The 17,873-nt window shown below is 68.8% G+C and carries 20 protein-coding genes; 11 read left to right on the forward strand and 9 right to left on the reverse strand.

The annotated features are described in order from the left end of the window. Nucleotides 1-29: 29 nt before the first annotated feature. Both SKC42_RS12935 and SKC42_RS12940 read left to right on the forward strand, forming a co-directional pair. Nucleotides 30-941 carry a class I SAM-dependent methyltransferase gene (locus SKC42_RS12935; RefSeq protein WP_330964694.1) on the forward strand — a complete coding sequence of 304 codons (912 nt, stop codon included), beginning with the start codon at nucleotides 30-32 and terminating at the stop codon, nucleotides 939-941. Then, nucleotides 938-1,726, forward strand: a complete 789-nt coding sequence (locus SKC42_RS12940) for an HAD-IB family hydrolase (RefSeq protein WP_330964695.1) — start codon at nucleotides 938-940, stop codon at nucleotides 1,724-1,726. Before SKC42_RS12935 ends, SKC42_RS12940 begins: the two co-directional genes overlap by 4 nt. 6 nt (nucleotides 1,727-1,732) lie before the next feature. Here the strand turns inward: SKC42_RS12940 and SKC42_RS12945 are convergent, their stop codons facing one another. The 3 genes from SKC42_RS12945 to SKC42_RS12955 all read right to left on the reverse strand — a co-directional run bounded on the left by SKC42_RS12945 (nucleotide 1,733) and on the right by SKC42_RS12955 (nucleotide 6,771). Next, nucleotides 1,733-2,758, reverse strand: coding sequence for a zinc-binding dehydrogenase (locus SKC42_RS12945; RefSeq protein WP_330964696.1), 1,026 nt, complete (start codon nucleotides 2,756-2,758; stop codon nucleotides 1,733-1,735). 10 nt (nucleotides 2,759-2,768) lie between these two features. Then, on the reverse strand, nucleotides 2,769-4,700 hold the full coding sequence (locus SKC42_RS12950) for a flavin-containing monooxygenase (RefSeq protein ID WP_330964697.1): 1,932 nt from the start codon (nucleotides 4,698-4,700) through the stop codon (nucleotides 2,769-2,771). Nucleotides 4,701-5,112: 412 nt separating this feature from the next. Further along, nucleotides 5,113-6,771: a PE family protein gene (locus SKC42_RS12955; protein ID WP_330964698.1), complete on the reverse strand. Its 1,659-nt coding sequence runs from the start codon at nucleotides 6,769-6,771 to the stop codon at nucleotides 5,113-5,115. 286 nt (nucleotides 6,772-7,057) lie between these two features. Between SKC42_RS12955 and SKC42_RS12960 the strand changes: the two genes are divergently transcribed. After that, a complete protein-coding gene (locus tag SKC42_RS12960) occupies nucleotides 7,058-8,191 on the forward strand; it encodes a nitronate monooxygenase (RefSeq protein WP_330964699.1) in 1,134 nt (377 codons plus the stop codon). A 34-nt stretch (nucleotides 8,192-8,225) separates the two neighbouring features. Here the strand turns inward: SKC42_RS12960 and SKC42_RS12965 are convergent, their stop codons facing one another. From SKC42_RS12965 to SKC42_RS12980, 4 genes are all read right to left on the reverse strand, one after another. Next, nucleotides 8,226-8,447 (reverse strand): Rv1893 family protein, encoded by a 222-nt coding sequence (locus SKC42_RS12965; protein ID WP_330964700.1) that lies wholly within the window; start codon nucleotides 8,445-8,447, stop codon nucleotides 8,226-8,228. 59 nt (nucleotides 8,448-8,506) lie between these two features. Beyond that, nucleotides 8,507-8,797, reverse strand: a complete 291-nt coding sequence (locus tag SKC42_RS12970; protein ID WP_330964701.1) for a hypothetical protein — start codon at nucleotides 8,795-8,797, stop codon at nucleotides 8,507-8,509. A gap of 11 nt (nucleotides 8,798-8,808) precedes the next feature. Continuing rightward, a complete protein-coding gene (locus SKC42_RS12975; protein WP_330964702.1) occupies nucleotides 8,809-9,213 on the reverse strand; it encodes a hypothetical protein in 405 nt (134 codons plus the stop codon). A gap of 129 nt (nucleotides 9,214-9,342) precedes the next feature. Then, nucleotides 9,343-9,507 carry a hypothetical protein gene (locus tag SKC42_RS12980; RefSeq protein WP_330964703.1) on the reverse strand — a complete coding sequence of 55 codons (165 nt, stop codon included), beginning with the start codon at nucleotides 9,505-9,507 and terminating at the stop codon, nucleotides 9,343-9,345. Between the two features lie 148 nt (nucleotides 9,508-9,655). Here SKC42_RS12980 and SKC42_RS12985 point away from each other — a divergent pair, with 148 nt between their 5' ends. The 4 genes from SKC42_RS12985 to SKC42_RS13005 all read left to right on the forward strand — a co-directional run bounded on the left by SKC42_RS12985 (nucleotide 9,656) and on the right by SKC42_RS13005 (nucleotide 13,171). Beyond that, nucleotides 9,656-10,927, forward strand: a complete 1,272-nt coding sequence (locus SKC42_RS12985) for a cytochrome P450 (RefSeq protein ID WP_330964704.1) — start codon at nucleotides 9,656-9,658, stop codon at nucleotides 10,925-10,927. A gap of 9 nt (nucleotides 10,928-10,936) precedes the next feature. Continuing rightward, on the forward strand, nucleotides 10,937-11,950 hold the full coding sequence (locus tag SKC42_RS12990; RefSeq protein WP_330964705.1) for an alcohol dehydrogenase catalytic domain-containing protein: 1,014 nt from the start codon (nucleotides 10,937-10,939) through the stop codon (nucleotides 11,948-11,950). 13 nt (nucleotides 11,951-11,963) lie between these two features. Continuing rightward, the gene (locus SKC42_RS12995) at nucleotides 11,964-12,512 is read left to right on the forward strand and encodes a YceI family protein (RefSeq protein ID WP_330964706.1); all 549 of its coding nucleotides are present in this window, start codon (nucleotides 11,964-11,966) and stop codon (nucleotides 12,510-12,512) included. Between the two features lie 323 nt (nucleotides 12,513-12,835). Then, nucleotides 12,836-13,171 carry a hypothetical protein gene (locus tag SKC42_RS13005; RefSeq protein ID WP_330964707.1) on the forward strand — a complete coding sequence of 112 codons (336 nt, stop codon included), beginning with the start codon at nucleotides 12,836-12,838 and terminating at the stop codon, nucleotides 13,169-13,171. 13 nt (nucleotides 13,172-13,184) lie between these two features. Here SKC42_RS13005 and SKC42_RS13010 read toward each other — a convergent pair whose 3' ends face one another. Continuing rightward, nucleotides 13,185-14,306, reverse strand: a complete 1,122-nt coding sequence (locus SKC42_RS13010; RefSeq protein ID WP_330964708.1) for a DUF7159 family protein — start codon at nucleotides 14,304-14,306, stop codon at nucleotides 13,185-13,187. A 530-nt stretch (nucleotides 14,307-14,836) separates the two neighbouring features. Between SKC42_RS13010 and ag85B the strand changes: the two genes are divergently transcribed. Then, nucleotides 14,837-15,829 carry a diacylglycerol acyltransferase/mycolyltransferase Ag85B gene (gene ag85B, locus SKC42_RS13015; RefSeq protein WP_330964709.1) on the forward strand — a complete coding sequence of 331 codons (993 nt, stop codon included), beginning with the start codon at nucleotides 14,837-14,839 and terminating at the stop codon, nucleotides 15,827-15,829. Nucleotides 15,830-15,896: 67 nt separating this feature from the next. On the opposite strand, the gene SKC42_RS13020 is transcribed toward ag85B, so the two are convergent. Then, nucleotides 15,897-16,166 (reverse strand): hypothetical protein, encoded by a 270-nt coding sequence (locus SKC42_RS13020; RefSeq protein WP_330964710.1) that lies wholly within the window; start codon nucleotides 16,164-16,166, stop codon nucleotides 15,897-15,899. 75 nt (nucleotides 16,167-16,241) lie between these two features. Between SKC42_RS13020 and SKC42_RS13025 the strand changes: the two genes are divergently transcribed. The 3 genes from SKC42_RS13025 (at nucleotide 16,242) to SKC42_RS13035 (ending at nucleotide 17,873) form a co-directional block, all read left to right on the forward strand. After that, entirely contained in the window at nucleotides 16,242-16,823 is a 582-nt protein-coding gene (locus tag SKC42_RS13025) for a chorismate mutase (RefSeq protein WP_330964711.1), read from the forward strand. A 103-nt stretch (nucleotides 16,824-16,926) separates the two neighbouring features. Then, the gene (gene rpfC / locus SKC42_RS13030) at nucleotides 16,927-17,364 is read left to right on the forward strand and encodes a resuscitation-promoting factor RpfC (RefSeq protein ID WP_442932120.1); all 438 of its coding nucleotides are present in this window, start codon (nucleotides 16,927-16,929) and stop codon (nucleotides 17,362-17,364) included. Between the two features lie 35 nt (nucleotides 17,365-17,399). Next, a complete protein-coding gene (locus SKC42_RS13035) occupies nucleotides 17,400-17,873 on the forward strand; it encodes an SRPBCC family protein (protein WP_330964713.1) in 474 nt (157 codons plus the stop codon).

Genomic DNA, 17,873 nt, shown 5'->3' on the forward strand with positions numbered 1-17,873 from the left:
TACCAGTGACGGTAGTGAGAGGGGCCGATTTGAGCGCCACACCTGAATTCGGGACTCTGCGGTCCGACGACGACTCGTGGGACATCGTCAGCGGCGTCGGCTACACCGCCCTCCTCGTCGCGGGGTGGCGCGCGCTGCACGCCGCAAGCCCGCAGCCGCTCGTCCGTGACGATTACGCAAAGCTTTTCATCGCCGCATCACGGGATCCGTACCTGGAGGGCGTCCTCGCCAATCCGGGAACCTCCGAGGGGGAGACGGCGTTCCCACGCCTCTACGGCGCGCAGACCCGGTTCTTCGACGACTTCTTCATCGCCGCCGGTGACGCGGGCATCCGGCAGGCGGTGATCGTCGCGGCCGGCCTCGATTCCCGCGCCTACCGCCTTGATTGGCCTTCCGGCGCAACGGTTTTTGAACTCGACCTGCCCAAGGTCCTGGAGTTCAAGGCCCAGGTGCTGGGCGAGCGGGGCGCCGAGCCGAAGGCCCGCCGGGTCGGCGTCGGGGCGGACCTGCGCACCGACTGGTCGCGTGCGCTGGAGGCGGCCGGGTTCGACGTGGAGCGCCCCAGCGCCTGGTCGGTCGAGGGGGTGCTCCCCTACCTGACCGACGACGCCCAGAGCACACTCTTCGCCCGGATCAGCGGACTCAGCGCGCCCGGCAGCCGAATTGCGATCGGCGCGTTGGGTTCACGCCTGGACCACGACCGGCTCGCCGCTCTGGAAGCCGATCATCCCGGCGTGAATGTGTCGGGTGGCGTCGATTTCTCGGCGTTGACGTACGAGCCGGAGACCGAGCCCGCCGAGCGGCTCGCCACGCACGGCTGGACCGTCGAACCCGTCCGCAGCACACTGGATTTGCAGGCCGGCTACGGCCTGACCCCGCCGGAGGTTGACGTCAAGATCGACAGCTTCATGCATTCGCAGTACATCACGGCGACGCGATGATCACCAGGCTTTCCCCCGCCGATGCCCTGGCGGAGGTCGGGGCAAGCCCACCCAGGCCAGGGATCGGCGCATTCTTCGACCTCGATGGCACTTTGGTCGAGGGGTTCACCGCGGCCATCCATGTCGGCGATCGGATCAGGCGGCGCCAGGCCGGAATTGGGGAGTTGCTCGGCGTGCTCGACGCCGCGCTGCGGTACCGATTCGGCCGCCTCGAATTCGAGCGCCTCATCGTCCGCGCCGCCGGTTACCTGCGGGGCGAAAGCCTCGCCGATCTCGACGAGTTGGGTGAGCGGCTGTTCGTCGAGCGGGTGGCGTCGCGGCTGTACGCCCACATGCACGAAGTCGTCCAGGCCCATCAGCGGCGCGGCCACACCATCGTGCTGAGTTCGTCGGCGCTGTCCATCCAGGCGTTGCCGGTCGCCCGCTTCCTCGGGATCGCCAACGTGCAGTGCAATCATTTCGAGCTGGACGGGGACGGTCGCCTGACGGGCGGGGTGGTCCGGCCGATCGTGTGGGGTGTAACGAAGGCCGCCGCGGTGGGTCAGTTCTGCGCCGACAATCGCGTTGCCGTTCAGCAGAGTTATTTCTATGCCGACGGGGACGAGGACGCGGCGTCGATGTCGCTCGTCGGGTTTCCGCGACCGGTGAACCCGCGGGCCGGGCTGGCGGCGGCGGCCGCCGCGCACGGTTGGCCGGTGATGTGTCTGGCCTCCGGCCGGCGCGGTCCGGTCAGACGGGTGCGGTCGTTGGCCAGACACGTCCGCCGCGAAGAGCCGGGCGTCTAGGCGCGTCTAGGGCCTCAGCAGGACCTTCACGTCGTCGCCGGACCGCAAGGCCGCCGTCGCATAGCCCTTCGCCGCCTCCTCCAGGGGCAGTGTGGTGGTGAAGATTCCGTCGACGTCGAGCCGGCCCGACTGAAGCAGCGGAACCAGCTCCGGCCAAGTGCGTTGCACGGGCGCCGTGGTCATCCGCAGGGTGATGCTGCGGATCAGGCAACTCAGCGCGGGAAGAGGGAACGGCTGCAGGTCGTGCACGCCGACGACCGACACGGTCCCCCCTGCCCGCACCGCGCTGAGCGCGTCGGTCATGGACGCGTCGGTGGCGACGGCGTCGATCACGGCGTCGGCCCCGCGCCCGCCGGTGGCCGCCAGGATCGCCTCGACCGCGGGCGGGGTGACGGGGGTGGCTCCCCAGCGGGCGGCGCGGTCCAGCCGGCCGTCTACCCGATCGACGGCGAATACCTGTGCGGCCCCCTGGAAGAGCGCGCTGCGCACCGCACAGAGGCCGACCGCGCCCAGTCCGATCACCGCTACTGTGCCGCCGAGCGGGATGTCGGCGCGCCGGGCGCCCGCCCATCCGGTCGCGAGGTTGTCGGTGAGCAGCAGCGCCTGCTCCGTGCTGATGCCTTCCGGCGTTTTAAGCAGCTGGAAGTCCGCCGCCGGCACGGCGAGCAGGTCGGCCTGCGCGCCGTCCAGCACGCCGCCGCCGAAGATCTGGAAACCGCTGTGGCACGTCACCGGATCGCGTGTGGCGCAGCCGGGGCAGGCGCCGCACCCGGTGACGGACGACACCAGCACCTGATCGCCGACCGCGACCGTGCGCACGTCCGGGCCGACCTCGGCGACCGTGCCCACCGCCTCGTGGCCGAGCGGCATCGGCTCGCCGAGGGGAAAGTCGCCCTCGTAGAAATGCAGGTCCGACCCGCAGATGCCGGCAGCGGTGACCTCGACGATGGCCCCGCCGGGCCCTGGCAGCGCCGGGTCGGGGCGGGTGTCGACGCGGACGCTATGGGGGCCGTCGACGACTACGGTGCGCATGTCCGGCTCCTCACTTGGCTTGCCGGAGAACGAATTGGGACCAGTCGGGCTCGCGCACGTCGGCCCAGTACTCGGTGAGTCGCCACGGGCTGACCGTATGGATCTCACCGTCGGCGTTCTTGAAGTACGAATGCTTGACCGCCGGGTGCGACCACACCATCTTCTTGATCCGCGTCTGCATGCGCTCGTGCCAGTCGGCGGCGGCCTCGGGTTTCGGTTCCAGCGAGTGCACGTCGCGCTCGGCCAGCCGCGCCAGGCACTGGTCGATGTAGCGCATCTGCAGTTCGGACTGAAAGATCAAGCTGCCCCCGTGCGCCAGATGGGTCCCGGGCCCGTAGATGATGAACAGGTTGGGGAACTTCGGCACGGTGATCCCGAGGTAGGCGTAGGGCCGGCTCCCCCAGAGCTCGCGCAGGTCGACCCCGTCGCGGCCGGTGATCCTCAGCGGCCACAGAACGTCGGTGTGCCGAAAACCGGTGGCGTACACAATGACGTCGGCGTCATGCGTCACACCATCTTCGGTGATGATGCCGCGCGGGGTGATCTTTTCGATCGGGGTGCGAACCAGGTCGACGTTGTCGCGCTGCAGGGTTTGCAGCCAGCTGCCGTTGTCTTGCAGGGTGCGCTTGCCGCAGGCCGGATAGTCGGGCAGCACCTTGCCGAGCAGCTCGTCCCCTGCGCCGACCTGGCTGGTGATCCACTGGGAGAACATCATCTGGGCGGCGGCATTGATGTCGCTGACGGCGTGCTCCTGGTCGGCATAGTCGGGGTCGCTTTCCGCGGCGTCCAGACCCTTGTCGGAGCCCGGCCAGAGCACCAGGAAGCGATACCACCGTCCGTAGAACGGCAGGTGTCGCATCGCCCAGCGCATCCCTTCGCCAACCTCGTCGTGGTACATCGGGTTGGGGAACATCCACTGTGCGGTCCGCTGAAACACGGTGAGGTGCGCAACTTCCGGGGCGATGGCGGGGGCGATCTGGAATCCGCTGGCGCCGGCGCCGACGAGCGACACCCGCTTGCCGGTCAGATCGACGGAGTGGTCCCACGCGGCGGAGTGAAACGACGGTCCCTCGAAGGTGTCCGCGCCGTCGAATTCGGGAACGAAGGGCCGGTTCAGCTGACCGACCGCCGTGATCAGGGCCCGGGCTCGCACCGTGCTGGTCCGGCCCGCGGCGTCGCGCAGCCGGACGCTCCAGGTGGCGTCCTCGTCGACCCACTCCGCGGCCAGCACCTCCGTGTTCCACCGCACGTGTTCGGCCAGGTCGTGTTTGTCCATGACTCGGGTGAAGTAGTCCTGCAACTCGTGCTGCTCGGCGAAGAAATGAGTCCAGTCGTTGTTGGGTTCGAAGCTGTAGCAATAGAAGTGGTTCGCCACGTCGACGCGGGCACCGGGATAGCTATTCTCCCACCATGTTCCGCCCGGGCCGGCGTTCTTCTCCACGATGGTGAAGGGGATGTTGGCCTGCTTGAGTCGGATTCCGGCCAGAATGCCGGATTCGCCGCAGCCGACCACCAGGACCGGTGTGTCGGCCGCGCTGGCGGCCGGAAGGGCCGGCGGGCGGCGCGGGTCGACGCCGTCGAGGTCCATCTCCTCCAGGATGAGGGGCAGGTAATCGTCGCCGACGTGTTCGCAGGCCGCCCAGTCCATCATTTCGCGGATGAGGTCGAGGCTGAGTGGCTTGGGCTCGGGGCAACCGCGGTCCCGATAATTGGCGATGACGGGTAGGGCCGCGGCGCGGGCACGGGCCTTGTCCTCCTCGGACATGAATCCCTGGATCTCGTTGAGGAAGATGCCCATCTGCTTGAACTCGCGGATGAATCGCGGGTCGCCGGTGATGTGGACGAGCGAGAGCAGGAGCGTTGGGATGCTGACATCCGCGAGGGCGGCCTCGATTTCCGCCGTGGACGTGGTGAAGGGGACGCCGGCATAGGCGCTGCGCATCGAGTGAGTCCTCTCGGTGAACGGCGGCAATTACGCTACGTGCAGTTTCGTAATTGGCAACACAACCGTACCCGCTGGCGACGTCGTGGATCAATAGCCCGCCGCGGCACGGCATCGCCGTGTCGTCGGCGAATAACGTGCTGCCGCGCAAGGGGCCCGCGCGGCGCCTCAGGCTTCAGCGAAGCAGATGGCAGACCGACAAGCTTGCTTGCACGAGCTCACTTGCGACGGCCAACCGAGGCGAAGCGAAGGGGAAACACGAGACAACGGACTCCCCTCGCCGTATCGAACGCCTGACCAAAGTGGCAGGAGTTGTCCCGCTACGCGGATCCGGTCTGCGCCGAGACGTCCCGCGGTCACGCGACCGCGGCTGAGACCCGCTATCCCGGCGCGACTAGGACACGTTCCAGAACTACGATCCGGGCTTGCCCGGCGAGCCCGCCAGGCCACCGCCCAGGCCGCCGGTTCCGCCGGTTCCGCCGTTCACGCCGTTGCCGCCGTTGCCACCCTCCCCGACGATCGACGGGTTGTACTGGCCGTTGAAAATGAGCCCGGCGTTGCCGCCGTTGCCGCCATTGGCGGGTCCGACGCCCGTGCCGGCGTCGCCGCCGTTGCCGCCGCCGCCCAGGAATCCGAGGCCGCCGCCGCCGTCGCCGCCGTGGCCGCCTGTGCCCGTCGGAGCGTTGCCGCCGTGCCCGCCGGCGCCACCAATGCCGGCCTGGAACCCAACGCCGTCGCCGCCGGTTCCACCGGCGCCGCCGGCGCCCAGTGCGGACGCGCCGCCCGCCCCGCCCGCGCCACCGCCGCCGATGCCTACGAGGTCGGCACCGGTGCCTCCGTGGCCGCCAGCGCCCCCGATGCCGCCGGCCCCGCTGGCGGCCCCGCCCGTCCCGCCGGCCCCGCCGGAAGCGACGCCCCAGCCGATGAGATCGGCGCCTGCAGCGGTCCCGCCGGCCCCACCGATCCCGCCGGTCCCGGTGACGGTGGCGCCGCCGGCGCCGCCGGTGCCGGCGTGCGCGAAGTCGATCGCGGCAAGGCCGGGCGCTATCGCGTTACCCCCGGCGCCGCCGGCGCCCGCGACTCCAGAGGTCGTGTCGCCACCGATGCCCCCGTTCCCGCCGACGCCCAAGTCAATCCCGAAGGGGCTGCGGGCGACACCGTCGCCGCCGGCCCCACCGGCCCCGCCGGTTCCGAGCGTGGCGGCGCCACCGTGCCCGCCTTCCCCGCCGAAGCCGAAGAAGAGTCCCTGGCCGGTGCCGCCGGCGCCCCCGGCGCCGCCCGTCCCGGTCGTCGCGTCACCGCCGGCGCCACCCGCCCCGCCGACCGCGGAGAGGAAGCCGCCGGCGCCACCCGCCCCGCCTGTTCCGCCGTTGCCGGCGCCGACGGCGTCCGCCCCATGGCCGCCCGCGCCGCCGAACCCGAGCAGTACCGCGTTGCCGCCGGCACCGCCGGCCCCGCCGCCAGTGCCGCCCGCCCCGCCGGTACCGCCATTGCCCCACAGCCAGCCCCCGGTGCCGCCGCTGCCGCCCGCCGCGCCCGTTCCCCCCGCTCCACCGGTGCCGCCGAACCCGAACAATCCGGCGGCACCGCCCGCACCGCCCGCCTGCCCGGCGGCGCCCGAGCCGCCCGTGCCGCCGTTGCCGATCAACAGCCCGCCGGCCCCGCCGGCCTGTCCCGTTCCCGCGGCGCCATTGGTGCCGTTGCCGATCAGCGGACGCCCGAGAATCTGCTGCGTGGGCGCATTGATCGCACCCAGGATCGTTTGCTCGAAGGTCTGTAGGGGCGACGCATTGGCAGCCTCGGTGGCCGCGTATGCGCCGCCGACGCCGGAAAGGGCCTGGACGAATTGCGTGTGAAACGCTTCCGCCTGGGCACTAAGGGCCTGAAACTCCGCGCCATGGCCGGAGAACAGGGCCGCGATCGCCGTCGACACTTCGTCGTTCGCGGCCGCCAGCAATCCGGTGGTCGAGCCCGCGGCCGCCGCGTTGGCTGCACTCAGCGATGTGCCGATGCCGGCCACATTCTCGGCCGCCTGTGCTACCAGATCGGGTACCGCAACGACGAATGACATCCCAATACCTCCAATGTGTCCCGTGGGCGATCGGCGCGAAAAGCGATACGCGGATATTAGTCGGAGGCGCCGGATATTTGACACAAATACAACAAGTCTTGGCGCGTCGGGCGAAGCCGGCGCCTTGCGAAATGTCGCCGGACCAAATGTCGCCGGACCAAATGGCGTGAGTGCCGAATCGCGTTAGTGCCGAATCGCGGTGCCGGGCGGGCTGGCCACGTCAACCGGGCGCGTACTAAACTAGAACACGTTTCAATTCCCGTCCGCGACCGTCTCAGGAGTAGGCATGCACACCGCGATCTGCGATGAGCTTGGTATCGAGTTCCCCATCTTCGCGTTCACCCACTGCCGCGATGTCGTGGTGGCCGTCAGCAAGGCCGGCGGATTCGGCGTGCTCGGCGCGGTGGGCTTCACGCCCGAGCAACTGGAGATCGAGCTCAACTGGATCGACGAGAACATCGGCGACCACCCCTACGGGGTCGACATCGTCATCCCGAACAAGTACGAAGGCATGGACTCGCACCTGTCGGCCGAGGAGCTTGCCGACACGCTGCGCAAGATGGTGCCGCAGGAACACCTCGACTTCGGCAAGAAGATCCTCGCCGACCACGGCGTGCCCGTTGAGGACAGCGACGGCGACAGTCTGCAGTTGCTCGGCTGGACCGAGGCGACCGCCACCCCTCAGGTCGAGGTGGCGTTGAAGCATCCGAAGGTAAAGATGATCGCCAACGCGCTCGGGACTCCCCCGGCCGACATGATCAAGCACATCCACGACGCCGGACTCAAGGTGGCGGCGCTGTGCGGCTCGCCGTCGCAGGCCCGTAAGCACGCCGACGCCGGTGTGGACATCATCATCGCCCAGGGCGGCGAGGCGGGCGGTCACTGCGGCGAGGTGGGCTCGATCGTGTTGTGGCCGCAGGTGGTCAAGGAGGTCGCCCCGGTGCCGGTGTTGGCGGCCGGGGGCATCGGCAGCGGCCAGCAGATCGCGGCGGCGTTGGCGCTGGGCGCCCAGGGGGCGTGGACGGGCTCGCAGTGGCTGATGGTCGAGGAGTCGTCGAACACCCCGGTTCAGCAGCAGGCGTACGTTAAGGCGGGCAGCCGCGACACGGTCCGCAGCCGGTCGTTCACCGGGAAGCCGGCCCGCATGCTGCGTAACGACTGGACCGAGGCGTGGGAGCAGCCGGACAACCCGAAGCCGCTCGGAATGCCGTTGCAGTACATGGTTTCCGGGATGGCGGTGCGCGCCACCAACCGGTACCCCAACGAGTCCGTCGACGTCGCGTTCAACCCGGTCGGCCAAGTTGTCGGTCAGTTCACCAAGGTGGAGAAGACGGCGACCGTCATCGAGCGGTGGGTGCAGGAATACCTCGAGGCGACGAACAGGCTCGACGAGCTGAACGAGGCCGCCGCCTCCGTCTAGTCAAGGGCGAACTCGGCAAGGACGAGCTGGGTGATTACTCGTCGCCCAGCTCGTCCTTGCCCGTGAAGACCTCTTTTGCACGGTCCACCGCGTAGGTGCCGATGTCGATCGAGTTTTGGACGATGCCGCTGGCGCCGCCGGCGACGTCACCCCGGATGATGTCGCTGGCGTGTTCGACGATGTCCGAGGCCTTTTCGACCGCATTGGTTGCGATGTCTCGGGCGGCGTCGACTGCATCTTTCGGGTTGAAGCCCATCGCACTCTCCTTGCTGTTTGCACGGCCGTCGGTAACGACTCTAGACGCGACTGGGCACCTCAGTAATGCACCAGGGTGCGCCAGTAGTCTTCGGGGATTTCGGCGCCCGACCGCAGGATCCTTGCCAGCCCGACGGCCATCGCGATGCCGAGCAGGCCGAGCCAGAACGCGGCCAACCCGATGATGACCCAGAGCGCGGCGGTCACCCCGGGCCACGGCGACACCACGGCGAGCACCGGCGCGAAGAAGAACCCCAGCCCGACGTACCAGGCGGATCCGGCGCGGTCCGATGCGAGGACGAAATTCAGCCAGCGCGGAACCAGGGCCTGGGCGGGCTGACTGCCGGTCATGGCTCAGCCGGTCAGCCGGCCGGTGGGAAGAAGCCCGCGCCGGTGAACCAGCCCTCCTGCCAGCCCCGATCGCCCAGGCACAGCATCGGCAGCCCGGCATCCGATTGTGCCGCCGACTGCGGGCCCGGGCACTTGGCGCCGGCCTGCTGCACCCCGTACAGCGGGTAGGACATTACCCAGTAGCCGGTGGTGGCCGCGGGGAACTGGTTGGGGGGCGGGAAGTGGCAGGCTTCGGCCTGTCCGCTGGGGCCGCGGCCGAAGATGAAGTGCTCGTAGTTGTCGCACGGCGCCCCAAGCGACGCCTGGTAATTCATGCCGGGCACGTCGCCGTCGTAGTGCGGGTCGGCCGCCGCGCACGGCGCCAGGCCGATCGCGCCGCCGGCCACCGCCGCGGTGGCGAGAAGTTCGCGAATCATGGTCCACCCTTCGCCTCGATGTCACCCGGCCCCGAGTGTCGGCTGCGAACAGCCGCCTGTGACCTGCACCAAAGCATATCGAGTGGGCCGCGAGCCACAAGATCCCTTCGTATCGGCCCACGTGTCGGCCTACGCGCGCCGGTAGTTGCAGACGAGAACGCTCACGTGCGCGAACCCCCGCCCGGGATCCTCCCCTTGCGCGCCCGGGGCCTGTACCACCGTGTCGAGGCTCATGAAGTCGTTCAGAACGATGCGCATGACGCCATGCCTTCCGTCGGTGAGTGCGTTCGTCATGCAGACCCGGCGGGCGCCCGGAACTCACCGCAACTGAACACGTTGCAGTTTCAGCGCGGGGATCTGGCCCGGATGCTTCCCATCCGTGGTGTGGCAATGGTTTATTTGCACAAGAAGGACTAGACGACTTCGTTTCGAGGAGTGGGCCTTGTCAGAGCAGACCGCCACACCTGTCCCCAACCTGCCGACCGGGTTCGACTTCACCGATCCGGACATCTACGCGGAGCGGCTGCCGATCGAAGAACTCGCCGAGATGCGCAAGGTCGCCCCGATCTGGTGGAACGAACAGCCACTCGGCGCGGGAGGGTTCGACGACGGCGGCTTCTGGGTGGTGACCAAGCACAAGGACGTCAAGGAGATCTCCCTGCGCAGCGACGTCTTCTCCAGCTTGCAGAAGACCGCCCTGCCCCGGTACAAGGACGGCACGGTCGGCGAACAGGTGGAGCGGGGCAAGTTCGTCCTGCTAAACATGGACGCGCCGCAGCACACGCGGCTGCGCAAGATCATCTCGCGGGCCTTCACCCCCCGGTCCGTCGAGCGGCTGCGCGAGGATCTCCGCGAGCGCGCGCGCCGCATCGTCGAGACGGCCGCCGCCGAGGGGTCGGGCGACTTCGTCGAACAAGTGTCCTGCGAGCTGCCGCTGCAGGCCATCGCCGGGCTGATGGGCGTGCCGCAGGAAGACCGTAAGAAGCTGTTCCACTGGTCCAACGAAATGGTCGGCGACCAGGATCCCGAGTTCGCGAGCAACGACGCCATCACCGCGTCCGTCGAGCTGATCATGTATGGCATGCAGATGGCCGCGGACCGGGCCAAGAATCCCGGGGAGGACCTCGTCACCAAGCTGGTGGAGGCCGACATCGACGGCCACAAGCTCTCCGACGACGAGTTCGGCTTCTTCGTCATCCTGCTGGCGGTCGCCGGCAACGAGACCACCCGGAACTCCATCACGCAGGGCATGATGGCGTTCACCGACTTTCCGGAGCAGTGGGAGCTTTTCAAGCACGAGCGCCCGGTGACCGCGGCCGACGAGATCGTCCGTTGGGCCACCCCGGTCACGTCGTTCCAGCGAACGGCGCTGGAGGACCATCAGCTGTCCGGCGTGCAGATCAAGGAGGGTCAGCGGGTCGTAATGTTCTACCGGTCCGCCAATTTCGACGAGGACGTATTCGACGACCCCTACAAGTTCGACATCCTGCGTGACCCCAACCCCCATGTCGGGTTCGGCGGCACGGGAGCGCACTACTGCATCGGCGCCAACCTGGCCCGGATGACGATCGACCTCATGTTCAACGCGATCGCCGATGTCATGCCCGATTTGCGGTCGTTGGGCAGGCCGGAGCGCCTCCGCTCGGGCTGGCTGAACGGGATCAAGCACTGGCAGGTCGATTACGGGTCCGCGAAATGCCCTGTGGCGCATTAGGCTGAGCGGATGCCAAACCACCGAGCCGTCCAGGTCCAGGCCGTCGGCGGTCCTTTGGAGCTCGCCGACGTCGAAACACCGCCGCCAGGTAGCGGCGAGGTGCGGATCGCCGTCACCGCGTGCGGGATATGCGGTACGGATCGTGCTTTCGTCAACGGTGGCTTTCCGGGCATGTCCTGGCCGCTGACCCCGGGACACGAAATTGCCGGGCGGATAGCCGAACTCGGCGATGGCGTGGAAGATTTCACGATCGGCGACCGGGTCGCGGTCGGTTGGTTCGGCGGCTGCTGCTACCACTGCGACCCGTGTCGCAAAGGCATGTTCATCCATTGCGTAAACGGCAAGGTCCCCAGTTGGCAGTATCCGGGAGGCTACGCAGAATCGGTGACCGTCCCGGCCAGCGCCCTGGCCCGCATCCCGTCGGGGCTCACGGATGTGGAGGCCGCACCCATGGGCTGCGCCGGGGTCACGACTTACAACGCGCTACGCCACACCAACGCACAGCCCGGGGACCGGGTCGCGATCCTCGGCGTCGGCGGACTCGGCCACCTCGGCGTGCAGTTCGCTCGCGCCATGGGTTTCGAGACCATCGCGATCGCGCGCGGCTCCGGCAAGGCCGAAGACGCGAAGAAGCTGGGCGCGCATCACTACATCGACTCGACCAGCGGCGACGTCTCCCAGGCGCTGCGGGCGCTGGGCGGGGTCGTCGTCGTCCTCGGCACCGCCGGCAACTCCCAGGCCATGGCCGACACGGTCGGTGGTCTGCTGCCCCGAGGGGAGCTGATCACCATCGGAGTCACCCCGGAACCGCTGCCGATCAGCCCTCTCCAGCTGATCACCCCGGGGCTCAGTGTGGTTGGCCACCCGTCCGGCACCGCCAAAGAGGTCGAGGACACAATGCAATTCGCCGTCCTGTCCGGAGTGCGGGCGTGGATCGAGGAGCTGCCGCTCGCTCAGGCGGCCGAAGGCTACGCGGCGCTGGAGCAGGGCCGAGCGCACTACCGCACCGTCCTGACGATGTGACTACCATCGGCCTGTGACCGACGAGTGGGCGCTGGACGCATCCGACGGTGAGCTCTCGATCCGGACCGGTGTGGCCGGCAGGGCGGCCCGCATGGGTCACCGGCTCACCATTGCCGTGACGCGTTGGCGCGCGACGGTGCGCTGGGCCGGCGCCGAACCCGTCGGCGTGGAACTGGTTGCCGAGGTCGAGTCGTTCGAAGTGCTCCACGGCGAGGGGGGCGTCAAGGGGCTGTCCGGACCGGAGAAGGCCCTGGCGAAGTCGAACGCGATGAAGTCGCTGGACGCCGACCGCTACCCCGAGATTCGTTTCGCCACAACGGATATCACGAAGATAGACGGCGGCTACCGCCTGACCGGCGACCTGCGGATCCATGGGAAGTTGCGGACACACCTCGTCGAGGTACGCGTCGAGGACCTGGGCGATTCGTGGCGGATGGCGGCCGACTCCGCCGTCCGCCAATCCGACTTCGGCGTCAAACCGTATTCGCTACTGATGGGTTCGGTCCGGGTGGCCGACGAGGTGTCGGTCTCGTTCACCGCGGTTCACGCCAAGGACGATTGATCGCAGGCGGCCGTCAACGTCGGCGCGCATACTGGCGGCGAGCGTCGGGGCGACCGCCACAATGGTGGCCGCCGCATCGGAGAATGACTCCTCCCGCGCCACGACCCGTTCGCAGTGCCGCCGGTGCGAGCGGTGGGGATCAAATTCTTCGTCCGCTGCGTCAACGGAGACATCGCCGCCGCAGACGTCGACGGGCCCGACAAGTCTGGGGCCCGCAGCGGGTGGCGGACGTGGTGGGCGCCTTTGGCGTGCCGTGCAGCACCGGCCTCCGCGACGACACGTAACAGGTTGCGATGACACACCGGTGCCGGTCGCAGTGGTTTATGTCTCGCGAGGCAGAGCCCAGCGCCCCCGGCAGTCGGCTGGCTGCCGAGATCTTCGTCAGCCTGCCGGACGTAAACGGTGACCAGCCGCCTGATCTGCTGCAGACCGCCAGCGAGCGGTGGCGGTCGCGTGGCTTCGGCATAGAGGTCGCCGACCAGCGCTACGACGTCGAACGCAACGGCGTTGCCGCCTACCCGAACGGCCATGGCTGGCAAGCCGAACCGATCAAGCGGAACGCGCCGCCGGCGCAGCATGGACTGCAGGAGATTCCGGTCATGCCCGCTGGCGCGGCCTTCAGCGAGAGCTATTACCGCACCGCGATCCGCCGCGGCTAGGCACCGACGGACATCACGGCTGTGTCGGCGCCTGCGGCTCCGGGCCGGCGTCCGCGTCGCCGGCGTCGCCGGGGATGTGATCGAGCACCCGCGTCAGGTAAGGCTGCCGTCCGCTGGCGTCCGGCTGCTGCTCGGTGGGAGCGGCCTCCTGCTCCACCGGCTCCGTCGCCGGTTGCCCCTCGGGCGCCTGCGCGGCGGGCCGGGCGGGTTCGGGGGCGGGGGTGACCGCGGGAGCGACGGCGGCGGCCACCTGGGGCGCCGGCGAGTGCGCGGGGTGCTTGGGAGTAGCGGGCGCACTGGCGGGCGCCAGCTCGATGCCTACCGCCACCGACATCGAGGTGACGAACGTGATGGCGCCGGCGGCCAATGCGGTGACCGCCCCGGTGTACGACCACTGGCGGGCGCGCGTCGGTGTGGCGGCGGGTGCGCCGCCGTGGGTCACCAGTCGCTCGTCGGTGAACTCCGTGCTGCGCGCAGCGGCGAGCGCCGCGCCCCGGGCCACCGTGACCTGCGCCATCGTCTGCGCGAAAACCGGTACGGGCAAAGCCTTTTCGAGTTGCCATGATAAGCCGTTGATTTCGCTGTCCGCGCCGACGACTACCACGCCGCTCGGCCGCCAGCCGTCGCGGTCGAACATTCCGGTCAGCCAGGCGGTCAGCCCGTCGAAGCCGCCGGGCACCTGCTTCGTCGCCGTCTGCGTCTCGCCGTCCCGGGTGTCGACCATGACGACGGTCGACCACTCGTGTTCGAGGATGCAGACCGCGGTCTGTTCGTAGCCGATCACGGGCGCGATGGCACGCGCGAGGGTGTCCACCGCCTCGAGCAACCGGACGGGCACGACGTTGTCGAAACCGGCGTCCGTCAGGGCCTCCAGCACCAGTGCCGCCTGCGCGGTCGCGTCGTCGTTCCAGGTGACGCCGACGACACGGACGTGGTGATCGGTTTCGGCCGCTTGCGCGTCTACCCGCAGGACCTCGTCCGCCACCTGTTCCGCGGTGTTCACGGCCTGGACACCGCGCCCGGCGTGCAGCGGCATCTGCCGGTGGTCCAGGATCGTGCCGTCTGCGCCGTGCCCTTCCGCGAGGACCCAACCGACGGCGGTTGGCGTGACTGATAGCCCTAGTACCGTATCCAAATCCTGCACCTCAATCAGTCCCGGCCCGTCGGCTCTCAACGCAAGACTGCGCACCATGACGCCGCTGGTGCGGTGTTCGTGAGAGCCGGAACAGACCCGGGATCGCGTGGTCTCCATCGGCTTGCTCCGAGAGAGCCTACGCGTTCTACGCGAGTTCAGTAGCACCGGTATGAAATCGCCTGCGAACGCGCAGTGCGTGGCGCTGCGACGCGCCGAGCCGCCTCCGCCGGCCGGCGGAGGCGCGTGCCGGGCCGAGCGGCGCGGCCGCCGGGATGCCGCGGCGCGCGGGGCGGCCTCGGTCGCCCGGGCGGTCGATTGCCGGTTCTTGCCTGGGGCCAGGCGATGCCGCTGCCTGCCCCTTTTCATGTTTGCTGGGGGCGCCCGGGGGTCGGTTCCGCGTATCGGTGCTGCGAAATGGCCGAAGAAAAGCGATATGAAATCGATACAACACCGCGTCCAGATCGACATTCTGCCGATTCGCACGGTAAATTTCTGCTGAGAGCAGGATCACAAAGTGACAAGGGGCAGGTATGACAGATGTGAGCTCGAGAGTCCGGGCCTGGGGGCGCCGGCTTTTGGTCGGCGCGGCAGCGGCTGTCACCCTGCCTGGCCTGATCGGTCTTGCGGGCGGCGCGGCGACCGCGGGGGCTTTCTCCCGCCCCGGTCTGCCTGTCGAATACCTGCAGGTGCCGTCGGGTGCCATGGGGCGCAACATCAAGGTGCAATTCCAGAGCGGGGGCGACGGTTCGCCCGCCGTCTATCTGCTCGACGGGTTGCGGGCCCAGGACGACTACAACGGCTGGGACATCAACACCCCGGCGTTCGAGTGGTACTACAAGTCAGGCCTGTCGATCATCATGCCGGTTGGTGGGCAGTCCAGCTTCTACGCCGACTGGTACCAGCCCGCGTGCGGCAAGGCCGGCTGCTCGACATACAAGTGGGAGACCTTCCTGACCAGCGAGCTGCCGCAGTGGCTGAACGCGAACCGGAGCGTCAAGCCCACCGGCAGCGCCGCGATCGGCATCTCGATGTCCGGTTCCTCGGCGATGATCCTGTCCGTCTACCACCCGGGGCAGTTCATCTACGCGGGCTCGCTGTCCGCCCTGATGGACCCGTCGTCGGGCATGGGGCCGTCGCTGATCAACCTCGCCATGGGTGACGCCGGCGGCTACAAGGCCGACGCCATGTGGGGACCGTCCAGCGACCCGGCCTGGCAGCGCAACGACCCGACGATCCAGATCCCGCAGCTGGTCGCCCACAACACCCGGCTCTGGGTCTACTGCGGCAACGGCACGCCGTCCGAGCTGGGCGGGGCCAACATGCCGGCCGAGTTCCTGGAGAACTTCGTCCGCAGCAGCAACCTGAAATTCCAGGACGCGTACAACGCGGCGGGCGGCCACAACGCGGTGTTCAACTTCAACGCCAACGGAACGCACAGCTGGGAGTACTGGGGAGCGCAGCTCAACGCCATGAAGGCTGACCTGCAGGGCGCCCTGGGCGCCACCCCCGGGGGCGGCGGATAACCGGAGAACCTGCCCGACGTGCTGCTGCGCCTGACCTAGCAGGCGCAGCACTACGTCGAGGGGTTGGTCAGCGAGGTGCGGCGAGTTCGCTGGTGATGTCGGTCCACCCGGTCGCGTCGTGGCGGACCGGGCTGGTGGGGTGGTCGAGGACGTCGTCGGGCGTCGAATGGAGCCGGTCCACCCAGACCAGGGCACCGCCCAGCGCCAGCGATATCGCCAGCGAGGCTCCGATCAGTGCCCGAAATCCGTTGGAGCGCGGCGCTTTTGCGCGCGTTTGGCCATCATTTGCGGGAAGCGGGCCGGCGGGCGGGCGAGCTGCGGCGGGTGCGTCGGTCATCAGGACGCCAGGCTAACCCCGGGGCGGTGGGTGGCGGACGGTGATCGGCTCGGCGGGCCCGCCAGAATCGTCGCCATGAGCGCAGCCACCGGACGCCGGCCCGCGGGCCTCCCGTGGGCGGCCGCGCTCGCGGCGGCGACGCTCACCGCGCTCGCCCCGTCCGCGCGAACCGACACTAGCCCGCTGACCCCGCTGGTCGACGCCGCCGCGCAACGCCTGCTGACCGCCGACCCGGTGGCCGCCGTCAAGTGGCACACGCACGGCGCCATCGAAGACCCGGGCCGCGTCCGCGACGAGTTGGGCGAGCTGAGCGCAGCGGCCGTCGCGCGGCACCTCGACCCCGGCTATGTCACCCGGCTCTTCGGGGACCAGATCGACGCCACCGAAGCGATCGAATACGGCTTGTTCGCGGAGTGGAAGCTGAACCCCACCGGGGTGCCCGCCGCGCCGCCGGACCTGTCGGCGTCGAGGTCGGCGATCGACGGTCTCAACCGGACGATGCTCGAGCAGCTCGCGGCCAACCAGGACGCGTTGCACGCGCCAGGGTGCGCCGCGCAGCTCGACGCGGCCCGCGGCGAGGTCATCGCGGCCCGGCGGCTCGACGCGCTCCACGAGCGGGCGTTGCAGGCGGCGACGCGGTCGTATTGTGAGGGTTGATTTAACCATTTCTCATTAATCTCTAAATCGGCAATTCGGCCGCCGCCGAACCATTTCCGCCGATAGAGGGCCAATATCGCGCTATTTTCAAATCGGTAACGCTTTGAACACGGCCGCCGAAATCCTTGGCATGAGAAAACTCTGCAAGTCCTTCGTCAAGTCAGTGGTGATCGGCGGGTTCGTTGCAGCGTCGCTGACGTCATCCGCCATCGAGGCCACCGCCGCGCCGACCCCGAACTGGGATGCGATCGCCCAGTGCGAGTCAGGTGGCAACTGGCACGCGAACACCGGGAACGGCGAGTACGGCGGACTTCAGTTCAAGCCGGGCACCTGGTCGCAGTACGGCGGCGTCGGCAACCCGGCGGCCGCGTCGCGCGAGCAGCAAATCGCCGTCGCAAACCGGGTTTTCGCCGATCAGGGCGTCGAGGCATGGCCGAAGTGCGGCGCCAACTCGGGCCTGCCCATCGCCTGGTACTCCAAGCCCGCGCAGGGCATCAAGCAGATCATCAACGGCCTCATCCAGGCGGCGGTCCCCCACTGATCGGCCTGGTCCGTGGGCTATGACACGGTGCCACCATGTGCTTGGATCGGGCCATGGAAGGTTCGGCCACGGTGCACATGGCGGCGCCCGCGGACAAGGTCTGGAACCTGATTGCCGATGTCCGTAACACGGGGAAGTTTTCTCCCGAAGTATTTGAGGCGGAGTGGCTTGGTGACGCGACCGGGCCGGAGCTCGGCGCGAAGTTTCGTGGGCACGTTCGGCGTAACGAGCTCGGCCCGGTGTATTGGACGACCTGCCAGGTGACCGCTTGTGAGCCGGGCCGCGAGTTCGGATTTGCCGTGCTGGTCGGCGACCGGGTGGTGAACAACTGGCACTACCGGCTGGCGCCGATGGGCGGCGGCACGGACGTGACGGAGTCGTTCCGCCTCAACCCGTCGCCGTGGCTCGGGGTGTACTGGCTGTTCGGGGGCTTCCTGCGCAAGCGCCGCAACGTCCGGGACATGACCAAGACGCTCAACCGCATCAAAGATGTCGTCGAGTCGGGCTGA

It is taken from the genome of Mycobacterium sp. 050134 (genome assembly GCF_036409085.1).
In the GTDB taxonomy this organism is placed as follows: Bacteria; Actinomycetota; Actinomycetes; order Mycobacteriales; family Mycobacteriaceae; genus Mycobacterium.